Origin of the sequence: Pseudomonas sp. NFX15 (assembly GCF_049132105.1) — a bacterium.
GTDB lineage: Bacteria > Pseudomonadota > Gammaproteobacteria > Pseudomonadales > Pseudomonadaceae > Aquipseudomonas.
Window position 1 is genome coordinate 17,248 of record NZ_JAFMPV010000045.1, and the last position, 10,776, is coordinate 28,023.

Annotated in this window: 11 protein-coding genes; all 11 read left to right on the top strand. The window is 61.0% G+C overall.

What is annotated here, in order from left to right; all coding sequences use genetic code 11:
- Nucleotides 1-523 precede the first annotated feature (523 nt).
- The gene (locus tag J1D76_RS27245; protein WP_421141448.1) at nt 524-883 is read left to right on the top strand and encodes a DUF6124 family protein; all 360 of its coding nucleotides are present in this window, start codon (nt 524-526) and stop codon (nt 881-883) included.
- 220 nt (nt 884-1,103) lie between these two features.
- Nucleotides 1,104-2,489, top strand: coding sequence for a hypothetical protein (locus J1D76_RS27250; protein ID WP_421141449.1), 1,386 nt, complete (start codon nt 1,104-1,106; stop codon nt 2,487-2,489).
- Nucleotides 2,486-2,869, top strand: coding sequence for a hypothetical protein (locus tag J1D76_RS27255; protein ID WP_421141450.1), 384 nt, complete (start codon nt 2,486-2,488; stop codon nt 2,867-2,869). Before J1D76_RS27250 ends, J1D76_RS27255 begins: the two co-directional genes overlap by 4 nt.
- A gap of 292 nt (nt 2,870-3,161) precedes the next feature.
- The gene (locus J1D76_RS27260) at nt 3,162-4,052 is read left to right on the top strand and encodes a VOC family protein (protein WP_421141451.1); all 891 of its coding nucleotides are present in this window, start codon (nt 3,162-3,164) and stop codon (nt 4,050-4,052) included.
- An 11-nt stretch (nt 4,053-4,063) separates the two neighbouring features.
- The gene (locus J1D76_RS27265; RefSeq protein ID WP_421141452.1) at nt 4,064-4,945 is read left to right on the top strand and encodes a CoA transferase subunit A; all 882 of its coding nucleotides are present in this window, start codon (nt 4,064-4,066) and stop codon (nt 4,943-4,945) included.
- Nucleotides 4,946-4,957: 12 nt separating this feature from the next.
- Entirely contained in the window at nt 4,958-5,746 is a 789-nt protein-coding gene (locus J1D76_RS27270) for a CoA-transferase subunit beta (RefSeq protein WP_421141453.1), read from the top strand.
- A gap of 23 nt (nt 5,747-5,769) precedes the next feature.
- A complete protein-coding gene (locus J1D76_RS27275) occupies nt 5,770-6,642 on the top strand; it encodes an enoyl-CoA hydratase (protein WP_421141454.1) in 873 nt (290 codons plus the stop codon).
- A 2-nt stretch (nt 6,643-6,644) separates the two neighbouring features.
- The gene (locus J1D76_RS27280) at nt 6,645-7,712 is read left to right on the top strand and encodes an NAD(P)H-dependent flavin oxidoreductase (protein WP_421141455.1); all 1,068 of its coding nucleotides are present in this window, start codon (nt 6,645-6,647) and stop codon (nt 7,710-7,712) included.
- 10 nt (nt 7,713-7,722) lie between these two features.
- Entirely contained in the window at nt 7,723-8,478 is a 756-nt protein-coding gene (locus J1D76_RS27285; RefSeq protein ID WP_421141456.1) for an enoyl-CoA hydratase family protein, read from the top strand.
- A gap of 10 nt (nt 8,479-8,488) precedes the next feature.
- On the top strand, nt 8,489-9,655 hold the full coding sequence (locus J1D76_RS27290) for an acyl-CoA dehydrogenase family protein (RefSeq protein ID WP_421141457.1): 1,167 nt from the start codon (nt 8,489-8,491) through the stop codon (nt 9,653-9,655).
- Between the two features lie 10 nt (nt 9,656-9,665).
- A complete protein-coding gene (locus J1D76_RS27295) occupies nt 9,666-10,721 on the top strand; it encodes an acyl-CoA dehydrogenase family protein (RefSeq protein WP_421141458.1) in 1,056 nt (351 codons plus the stop codon).
- Nucleotides 10,722-10,776: the final 55 nt, after the last annotated feature.

Here is a 10,776-nt window from a genome sequence, read left to right on the forward strand (position 1 = left end):
CAACTTTCCAACGGGTCCCCAAGGCCCGTTTTTTTATGGCTGCCGAAAAGGCATCGAACACCGCCTATCCCTTGTAGGAGTGGGCCTGCTCGCGATGAGGCCAGCCCACTCAACATTTATTTTGCCTGACACACCGCCATCGCGAGCAGGCTCACTCCTACAGGGTTTTGGGCAATAACTCTGGCCCTGTTTAACGGCTGTCAGCGTAACTTGATGAAAGCTACAACGCCTTGCGTCGTTGCCTACAGGTACGCCAGAATCCGCTGGCTTGTGCGCCTTGGGGCCGCTCGGTAACTTGATTCGCGTCACTGATTCCCAGTGATCGGGTTTAGTAGCCCGTGGCTTAATCCGAGTCGTACAACGCATCAATCAGGTTCTGAGCCTGTATTTTGATGGTGGCTGTACGCAGGGCGCCCTTGGGCGCGCCGGCTTCTTGGATTCCCCGGTCTACTAACCTGCGTACAGCTGCCACCCCTTCTTTTAGTAGAGAAGTGGTTTCCAGCCCACATCAGGAATCCACACTATGTTCAAGGTCACACCCAATCCGCCGGATTGCGATCCAGCATCCCCATACGAACCCGACTCAAAAAAGCTCAACGAAGCCGCCGAGCGCGCCCTCGCTTACCACTTTCCCTCGAACGCCGACATCAAAGCCACTCCGCGAACCATTAGCACGCTGTTCACCGTCGCCCCCGAAGCCACGACCGAAACCCTGATGGTGTACCTGGTCGAAACCCTGGCCTCGGTCGATGTCATGGTCCATTACCTGGTGGATCACCTGGAAGGCGGTTCGCGCAATGTTTTGCTGGGTATTTCCAATAGCGTCATGCTTGCCGAGATCACCGCGAACCGAGTGCTCGATCAAATCGAACCCCCTGCATAACGCAACGCCAGGCGCTGTCGAAGGTTGCGATCTTTTGATCTTGATTTGCAGCGGTCCCGAGCCGGTCCAAATCGAAAAAATCGCAGCCCGCGACACCTCCTACAGGGATTTCCGCGCCTTGACGCAACGGTCCCGACGCCCTCTATTCTTTCGGCCTTAACAAGGAAACCGACGCGTTCGAAAGTTGTTGGCGCGCGTCGTTGATCAAGGAGAAGGGTGTATGTCGCTGCGTCTCATTCGTCGGCAAGACCGCGAGTGGTTTGGAGTAGATTTCAACAAAATCGAATCGCCATGGTATGCCAAATCCAAGGTCCAGCAGGCCATTGTGAGTTACGGCGACGGTATTGACGGGTTCGATAATTTGCTGCGTGCCCACGGCTGTTGCCTTGGGCACATGTCAAGCCACAGCCACCGCGCAATCCTTGATTCCGTGGAAAACGGCGATTGGCTGTTGGTCTCGGATGACCCGTTCAGCCCTTTGAGTGAAGACACGTTCGGCACGTATTCGCACATCACCGGAAAGAGTTGGCGAATGGGTTCGCTGGGTTTACGTTCTGCTGACCGCCCCAAACCGCTGATATCCAATCCCGAAGCGAGCACAAGACCACAACCGCAGGAACCCGGCTTCTACGTCGTGCCCAAAAGCATGAGTCGTGCGCAACTGGAGGCGGCACTTTTCACCACACGCAACCCCACGGTGATGAGCAAGTTCGCATCATTGAACCCCGACCTCGGCGACGTGAAAGCCGGCTCGATGATCGTGCTCAGCGACCCCGATAACCATCAATGCACTCACGAAGAAGCGTTGCTGATGGAAGCGGCCACCAAGACCCATGACGCGCTCAAACCACTCAGTGCCGATGAGGCTGATTTCATGGCGCGGCACCGGAACGAAATCCAAACCTTCCTGGCCCAAGGCTCGACCGCAATCGGCATCAGTGAAGCCATTTTCGCCAGGCATCTGCAAGACATCAGGATCACCTTGCGGGATATCGAAGCCCTGCATCAACGGTCCTTCCAAAAGCATGGGTACCTGCGCTCGCCGGAGTTCTTCGCCGAGCGTAAACACCTGCTGGCCCAACTTGATACGCGTCTGAATGACCTCACGCGAAAAAGTATTGGCTTACCCGATCATCCCAACCTGAAAAGCGCACTGGGGATCTCCAGCAAAAGCCTGGTGCATCGTTGGACCAAGGCCGGTGCTGCCGGGCAAATTCCGGGGTATGCCACGCACATCGAGGGCGTGGTCAAGGCAACCAAGGTCGTCAAGTACGGTGGCTGGATTGGTACGGCGCTGGGTGGCGGGGCTTCTTATTTGAAGGTGCAGGAGGTGTGTACGGCGGGTGATACAGAGGCGTGTGAGCGGGTGAGGTTTACGGAGACGGGTGGTTTTGCAGGGGGGATTCTTGGTGGGGCAGCGGCAGGCGGGGCCTTAACGTCTTCGGTGGTCGGCGGACTATGTGTCGGACTGGGTGTTCCTACTGGCGGTTTAGCCACATTGGCTTGCGGTCTTGTGGTGGTTGGAGTCGGATCTTTCGCCGCAAGCACGCTGATAGGGAAGGGAGGCGAAGTGGCGGGTGAGCTGATCTATGAGGCTGCCAGATGACTACCGCAGAATTTATTGTTGGTGGCCTCTGTGGCTTGGTAATCGTTGGCTTGTTTATTTGGAACGGCGTCATGTTGTACATCGCCTACACCAAAATGGATCTAATGCTAGATCACTGCAGAAAAAGCGTCTCGATCATGGGAATTGCCTCGTTAGGGCACGCTGGTCCGTGGGGGAAATTGATGTTGGTTGGCGGGATTTCCGGGTTTCTTACCTTTCCCGGTTTTTATCTGAAGCGAGGTTGTATCGATGCTGATGACGTCAATAATTTTCCTGAATCACTGCGACGACAACTTGTCGCGCTTCACTGGACGGTAATAGGGCTATTCATTCTCATGGCGGTACTTGTTTCGCTGTCGAAGTCCGGTGTGCTCAAGTAGTCCAAAGTAACATCCACTGCATATTCGCCCCCCGGCTCTGCCAACAACAATCCTCTGTGGGAGCGAGCCTGCTCGCGAAGTGGCTGGTACATGCAATATCTCTGTTAACTGACACACCGTTATCGCGAGCAGGCTCACTCCCACAGTTTTTAATGCGTGTACCCCGTCATTTCCGCTAGTCCCATTGGACGATGTTGCCCCTCGCCGAACCCGTTTGAATAGGCCGTACATAAAGTCTCCCCCGGCAGTCGCCGAAGGGCGGCACGGCCTGATAAAAACGAGGAGTGCATCCATGGATATCCGTGGTCTGGGTTACGTCACCCTGCTGTCCAGCGACCTGGCGCAATGGCGCCACTACGCAAGCCAGGTGTTAGGCATGATGGTCAGCGGCGACGATGAGCAGCTGTACCTGAAAATGGATGAGCGTCATTACCGCATCCTCGTGCAGAAAAATACCGAGAACAGCTTCGGTGCCTGCGGTTGGGAAGTCGCCGGCAAAGCAGCGCTGGAACAGGCGGTGAGCGAGCTGCAACAGGCCGACGTGCAAGTGACCCGTGGCACCGCCGCCGAGGCCGAGTTGCGCAAGGTCCAGGAACTGGTGCACTTCAGCGACCCGGATGGCAACCGCCACGAATTGTTCTGGGGCCCGTTGCAAGACTTCGCCCGTTTCGTCTCGCCGGTGGGCGTCAAAGGTTTTGTCACCAACGACCTCGGCATGGGCCACGTCGTCCTGCCAGCCCCGGCCTTCGAGCGCTGCCGCGACTTCTACGAACAGGTGATGGGTTTTGGCCTGTCGGACCTGATGAAAGTCCGCTTCACCCCGGACCCGGCCGAGCCGCAAAAGCGTATTCACTTCCTGCACTGCAATAACGGCCGGCACCACTCGCTGGCGATTTTCGAGTGCCCGATGCCCCACGGTTGCGTGCACATGATGGTCGAGGTCAACGCGCTGGACGAAGTCGGCCGCGCCCTCGACCGCGTGCACGCCAACGGCGTGAAGCTGTCGGCGACCCTCGGCCAGCACACCAACGACCAGATGATCTCTTTCTATATCAAGACCCCGTCCGGGTTTGACCTGGAGTACGGCTGCGATGGCCTGGTGGTCGATTGGGACTGCCACACGCCGTTTGAAAGCACCGTGGTCAGCCACTGGGGCCACGACTTCAGTGTCGGTCGCCAATGAGGAACAAGACGATGGACAAGCAAATGAGCACCGCCGAGATCGTCGGCCAACTGCGTGACGGCATGATCATCGGTATCGGTGGCTGGGGCCCGCGCCGCAAGCCGATGGCGCTGGTGCGCGAGATCCTGCGCTCGGACCTCAAGGACCTGACCGTGGTTGCCTACGGCGGTGCCGATGTCGGCATGCTCTGCGCGGCGGGCAAGATCAAGAAACTGGTGTTCGCCTTCGTCTCGCTGGATTTCATTCCGCTGGAGCCGTACTTCCGCAAGGCACGCCAGGAAGCTGCGCTGGACATCATGGAAATCGACGAAGGCATGCTGCTGCTCGGCCTGCGGGCGGCGGCGATGAATGTGCCGTTCATTCCTACGGCGGTGGGCCTGGGCACTGACGTGCTGCGCCACAACCGCCAGATCAAGTTGATCGCCTCGCCCTATGCCGATGGCAAGGACTGGGTCGCCATGCCGGCGCTCAAACTCGACGCGGCGCTGGTCCACGTTGACCGTGCCGACAAACGCGGCGTGTGCCAGATCAGCGGTCCCGACCACTACATGGACGACCTGTTCGTACGGGCCGCGACCCACAGCTACGTGACCTGCGATGAGCTGGTCGACAGCGACTACTTCCATCAGGACAGCGCCTACGCACATCAAGTGTTCTGGGAACGCAACCTGACCACCGCCGTGGCCCACGTGCCGGGCGGGGCGCACCCGTCGTCCTGTGCGCCGCTGTACGGTTTCGACGTCGCGCACTTCAAGGCCTACAACGCCACCGTGCAAGCAGCCGATGGCTGGGAAGGTTACGTGCGCGATTACGTCGACTGCACCCACGAACAGTACCTGGACAAGGTTGGCGGCCTGGCTGCGATCCGAGAACTGCCGTTGCCGATTTTCTAAGGAAGCCTTTCGATGAGCACTACTGATTTCAGCCTCGCTGAGTTGATGATCTGCGCAGCCTCCGAAGCCTGGCGCGAAGACGGTGAGGTGTTGGCCAGCGGCATCGGCGTGATCCCGCGCCTGGCCGCGTCCTTGGCCATGCTGACCAGCAACCCGAACCTGCTGATGACCGATTCCGAAGCCTATATGGTCGCCGAGCCGGTGCCGTTGGGCGCACGCAAAGGCTACGAGCCCAAGCGCGACAGCTGGATGGGTTTCTCGCGGATTTTCGACAATGTCTGGGGCGGCAAGCGCCACGCGCTGGTCGGCCCGACCCAGATCGACCGTTATGGCCAGGCGAACATTTCCTGCATCGGCGACTACGCCAAACCCAAGGCGCAGATGCTCGGCGTGCGCGGCTTCCCGGGTAACTCGATCAGCCACGCCAACTCGTTTTGCGTGCCGAGCCACAACCGCCGGATGTTCGTCGAAGGCGAGGTCGATATGGTCGCCTCGGTCGGCTACAACCCGGCGCGTCTGGCGCGGGGCTGGTCGCTGGACGACATCGATATTCGCCTGATCATTACCGACCTGTGCGTGCTGGATTTCCAGGGCCCGCAGCGGCAGATGCGCATTCGCTCGCTGCACCCGGGGGTGACGGCGGCGCAGGTTCAGGACAACACCGGTTTTGAGCTGCACGTGCCGGATGACTGCCCGACCACCGCCGAACCCACGGCCGAGCAGTTGCAACTGATCCAGCGCCTGGACCCGCACAACCTGCGCGCCCTGCAACTCAAAGACAACCCGCCAGGCCAACGCTGAGCAACGCGTTGCGGAGAAAAGTGATGGCTGAACATAACGATAACAATCAGGCCGAGGTGGTGCTGTACGAGGTGCGTGGCGCGGTGGCCCTGGTCACCATGAACCGCCCCGAGTTCCACAACGCGCAGAACTCGCAGATGACTTATGCGCTGGACGCGGCGTTTCGCCGGGCTTGCGATGACGATGAAGTGAAGGTCATCGTGCTGCGTGGCGCCGGCAAGCACTTCTCCGCCGGGCATGACATCGGCACGCCCGGTCGTGACGTCGACAAGACGTTCGACCGCGCCAGCCTGTGGTACGACCATGTGAACAAACCGGGCGGCGAGTTTCTCTATGCCCGCGAGCAGGAAGTCTATCTGGGCATGTGCCGCCGCTGGCGCGAGATGCCCAAGCCGACCATCGCCATGGTCCAGGGTGCGTGCATTGCCGGTGGGCTGATGCTGGCCTGGGTCTGCGACCTGATCGTCGCCAGCGAAGACGCTTACTTTGCCGATCCGGTGGTGCGCATGGGCATTCCCGGTGTCGAGTATTTCGCCCACGTGCATGAACTCAATCCGCGCATCGCCAAGGAGTTCCTGTTCCTCGGCGAGCGCATGCCGGCACCGCGAGCCTATCAGATGGGCATGCTCAACCGGATCGTGCCTCGCGACGAGCTGGAGCAACAAACCCTCGACATCGCCGGGCGCATTGCGCAGATGCCGCGCCTCGGTTTGCAACTGAGCAAGCAAGCGGTGAACAACGCCGAAGACTTGATGGGCAAGCGCGCGACCATGGACATGGTGTTCGGCTTGCATCACTTCGCCCACGCCCACAACGAACTGGTGTCTGGCGACCGTCTCGGCGGCTACGACGCCAAGTCCATGGCCAGTTCCCAGCGCAAGTCGGGTGAGGTGTGAGCATGACGATTTCGTTGAATACTCGCCTGACCGAATTGCTCGGTTGCCGTTACCCGATCATCCAGACCGCCATGGGCTGGGTCGCCGACCCGACACTGGTGGCGGCCACGGGCAATGCCGGTGGTTTTGGATTCTTGGCCGGGGCGACCATCGAACCGCAGCACATGGAAGCGGCGATCATTGAAACCAAGCGCCGGACCGATCAGCCGTTCGGCGTGAATTTTCACATGTACCAAGCCAATGCCGGCGAGATCGTCGAGCTGGTGTTGCGCCACAAAGTCCGGGCGGTCAGCTACAGCCGTTCGCCGGGCAAGCAAATGATTGGTCGTCTGAAGGACGCCAGCGTGGTGTGCATCCCCACCGTCGGCGCGCTCAAGCATGCGCAAAAAGCCGTGGAAATGGGCGCTGATGCGGTGACCGTGCAAGGCGGCGAGGGCGGGGGGCACACCGGTTCCGTGCCGACTTCGTTGTTGCTCGATCAAGTGGTCAATGCCGTCACGGTGCCGGTGGTAGCGGCGGGCGGATTTAAGGATGGCAAGGGGCTGGTATCGGCGCTGGCCTACGGCGCCGAAGGCATTGCCATGGGCACGCGGTTCTTGATGTGCGCCGACAGCCCGGTACCGCAGCAAACCCTGGCGCGTTACCTGGCAGTGAAGGACCCGGCGGCGATCATCATCAGCCGTGCTATCGACGGCATGCCGCAACGGATGATCCGCAACGAATTGCTTAACCAACTGGAAAACAGCGGCGGCCTCAAGCGCCTGTTGTTGGCGTTGCAAAGTGGCCTGGCCTACCGCCGCCACACCGGCATGAGCCTGACGCAACTGCTGACCAGTGCATTGAAGATGCGCGGTGCCGGCGAGCTGACCGCTGCGCAAAGCATCATGGCCGCCAACGCGCCGATGGTGATCCAGAAAGCCATGGTCGACGGGCAACCGGCCGCGGGCGTGTTGCCCGCCGGGCAGATCGCCGCATCCATCGACAGCTTGCCCAGCTGCGCCCAATTGATTGAACAGATCGTCTGCGACGCCGAAGCGCGCCTGGGCGAGCTGTGCCGCCGAGTGTCGTGAGAGGAAAGACATGAAACCATTTAGCGTCAGCATCGAACACGGCATTGCCGAACTGGTGTTCAACCGCCCGCCAGTCAACGCCTTCAACAACCAGGGCTGGGCCGACATCGCCAGCGAGATCGACAGCCTGGGTCGCAACGGCGATGTACGAGTGATCGTGATTCGTGCCGAAGGGCGGGGCTTCTGCGCCGGGGTCGATATCAAGGAACTGGCTGCCGACGGCAACCTGATCGTCGCGGTGAACAAGGGCAACTACGACAGCTTCAAGGCCATCCACCGTAACCCGAAACCAGTGATCGTCGCTGTGCACGGCTTTGTGCTCGGTGGCGGCATTGGCATCTGCGGTGCCGCTGACATCATCGTCGCCTCCGAGTGCGCCACCTTCGGCGTGCCGGAAGTAGATCGCGGGGCCATGGGTGGTGGCGCGCATTTGCAGCGGCTGTTCCCGGTGCAGAAGGTCCGCCACATGTACTTCACCGGCGAGCCGATCGACGCCGCCGACGCGTATCGCCTGGGCGCCGTGGAGCGCGTGGTCAAGCGCGAAGACTTGCGTGACGCCGCGTTGCAGATCGCCCGCACCATCGCCGCCAAGAGCCCGGGCATGATCAGCCTGGCCAAGGAAGCGTTGACCGGCATCGAAGACGGCAATCTGGAAGACAAATACCGCTGGGAGCAGGGCTTCACCCTCGAAGCCTACCGCTCACTGGACTCTCAGGAAGCACGCGACTCGTTCGTCGAGAAACGCGATGCCCGATTCAACGGCTGAAGGCACGCTCATGGATTTGACCTATACCCCGGCCCAACAAGCCTTTCGCGCGCAAGCGCGGAGCTGGCTGGCCGCCAATGTACCGAGTAAACCGCTGCAATCGTTCGACACCGAGGCCGGTTTTGTCGAGCACCGCGCCTGGGAAGCCAAGCTCAATGAAGGCCGTTGGGGCATGGTCACCTGGCCGACCGAACTCGGTGGGCGTGGCTGCGACCTGATCGAGTGGCTGATTTTCGAAGAGGAATACTACCGTTCCGGCGCCCCGGCACGGGTCAACCAGAACGGTATCTTCCTACTCGGTCCGACCCTGATGGAGTACGGCACCCCGGAGCAAAAGGCGCGTTTCCTGCCGCGCATGGCCATCGGCGAAGACATCTGGGCGCAGGCCTGGTCTGAGCCGGGCGCCGGTTCCGACATGGCGGCGATCCGTTCCAAGGCTGAACGCGTTGGCGACCACTACGTGATCAACGGCCAGAAGACCTGGTCGACCCGCGCAGTGTGGGCCGATTGGGCGTTCGGGATTTTCCGTACCGACTCGCAGTCCCAGCGCCATCACGGGTTGACCTTTATCCTGCTGCCGCTGGACACGCCGGGTATCACCGTACGGCCGATTCCGCAGCTCAACGGCTTGCCGGGTTTTGCCGAGATCTTCTTCGACGACGTAAAAGTCCCGGTGGAGAACGCCCTCGGTGGCGAAGGCATGGGGTGGCACGTGGCGATGTCCACCGCCGGTTTCGAGCGTGGATTGTTGTTGCGTTCACCGGCGCGTTTCCAGGAGACCGCCAAACGTCTGGTGCAACTGTACCTGGCCAACCGCGAATACGCCGACCGCGACCCAGCGATTGGCGAAGCAGTGATGCGCGCCTGGCTCGATGCCGAGGCCTACACCCTGAGCACCTACATGACCGCCTCGCAACTGGTGCAGGGCGGCAAGATCGGGCCGGAGTCGTCGACCAACAAGATCTTCTGGTCCGAACTCGACCAGCGCATGCACGACACTGCCCTGAGCATTCTCGGCCTGCGTGGCGAGTTGCTGCCCGAAGCGCCGGCCGCCGGTGACGTCGGCCACTGGCTGGACGGTTTTCTGTTTGCCCAGGCCGGGCCGATCTACGCCGGCACCAACGAGATCCAGCGCAACATCATTGCCGAACGCATGCTCGGCATGCCGCGTGCCTGAGGAATAGACCATGGACTTTAGTTTCAGCCGCGACCAACTGCTGTTTCAGGACAACGTCCGCAGCTTCCTGATCAACGAAGTCACCCCGGAACGCATCCGCGAACTGTGGCAGAGCGACAATGGGCGCAGTGATCAGCTCTGGGCGCAACTGGTGGAATTGGGCCTGACTGCGCTGACCGTGCCCGAGGCCCAGGACGGCATGGGCATGAATGAGCTGGACTTCGTGCTGATTGCCCAGGAATGCGGTTACGCCGGCCTGCCCGAACCGCTGGTGGAGACCATGCTGGTCGGCGTGCCATTGCTTGGCGCTCTGGACGAGCAACACGCATCGCTCAAACAACAATGGCTGTCGCGAGTGGCCGAGGGCCGGGCGCGATTGGCCATCTCCGAGCCGGGCAACCCACTGGTCAGCGATGCCCATGTGGCCGATCTGCTGTTGCTGGCCCACGGCGATGAAGTGCACGCATTGGAGCGTGATGCCGTGCGCCTGACCCGCAACGTATCGGTCGACCCGAGCCGCCAGTTGTTCCAGGTTGAGTGGACGCCAACACCGGCCACCTGCGTCGCCTGCGGTGAACAGGGCCGCCGCTTGTGGGCGGCAGCGTTCAACCGGGGTGCCTTGGCAAGCGCCGCGCAATTGCTGGGGCTGGCCAAGCGCATGGTCGATCTGGCGGTGGACTTCACCTTCGAACGCAAGCAGTTCGGCAAACCGGTCGGTTCGTTCCAGGCGGTCAAGCACTTGATGGCCAACGTCGCGGTACAGATCGAATTCGCCAAGGGCCCGTTGTATCGCGCCGCGTCTGCCGTCGCCGAGCAGCAACCGCGGGCGGACGTGTTTGTGTCTCACGCCAAACTGGCGACCGCGGAGGCGGCCATGCTCGCGGCGAAGAACACCATCCAGGCCCACGGCGCCATGGGTTACACCTGGGAAGTCGACTTGCATCTGTTCATGAAACGCGCCTGGGCACTGGACAAGGTCTGGGGCGATCGCGGGTATCACAAAGGGCGGATTCGCGCGGCGCTGTTCGACCGCACACCCGCTTTGGGTGCCGGCAACACGTTCTGACAGCACGTAGTCAAACCTGTAGGAGCCGGCTTGCCGGCGATGGCGATTTCAAATA

Coding starts and splice junctions, on each gene's coding strand:
- J1D76_RS27245 (WP_421141448.1), top strand. CDS start 524: ATGTTCAAGGTCACACCCAATCCGCCGGATTGCGATCCAGCATCCCCA.
- J1D76_RS27250 (WP_421141449.1), top strand. CDS start 1,104: ATGTCGCTGCGTCTCATTCGTCGGCAAGACCGCGAGTGGTTTGGAGTA.
- J1D76_RS27255 (WP_421141450.1), top strand. CDS start 2,486: ATGACTACCGCAGAATTTATTGTTGGTGGCCTCTGTGGCTTGGTAATC.
- J1D76_RS27260 (WP_421141451.1), top strand. CDS start 3,162: ATGGATATCCGTGGTCTGGGTTACGTCACCCTGCTGTCCAGCGACCTG.
- J1D76_RS27265 (WP_421141452.1), top strand. CDS start 4,064: ATGGACAAGCAAATGAGCACCGCCGAGATCGTCGGCCAACTGCGTGAC.
- J1D76_RS27270 (WP_421141453.1), top strand. CDS start 4,958: ATGAGCACTACTGATTTCAGCCTCGCTGAGTTGATGATCTGCGCAGCC.
- J1D76_RS27275 (WP_421141454.1), top strand. CDS start 5,770: ATGGCTGAACATAACGATAACAATCAGGCCGAGGTGGTGCTGTACGAG.
- J1D76_RS27280 (WP_421141455.1), top strand. CDS start 6,645: ATGACGATTTCGTTGAATACTCGCCTGACCGAATTGCTCGGTTGCCGT.
- J1D76_RS27285 (WP_421141456.1), top strand. CDS start 7,723: ATGAAACCATTTAGCGTCAGCATCGAACACGGCATTGCCGAACTGGTG.
- J1D76_RS27290 (WP_421141457.1), top strand. CDS start 8,489: ATGGATTTGACCTATACCCCGGCCCAACAAGCCTTTCGCGCGCAAGCG.
- J1D76_RS27295 (WP_421141458.1), top strand. CDS start 9,666: ATGGACTTTAGTTTCAGCCGCGACCAACTGCTGTTTCAGGACAACGTC.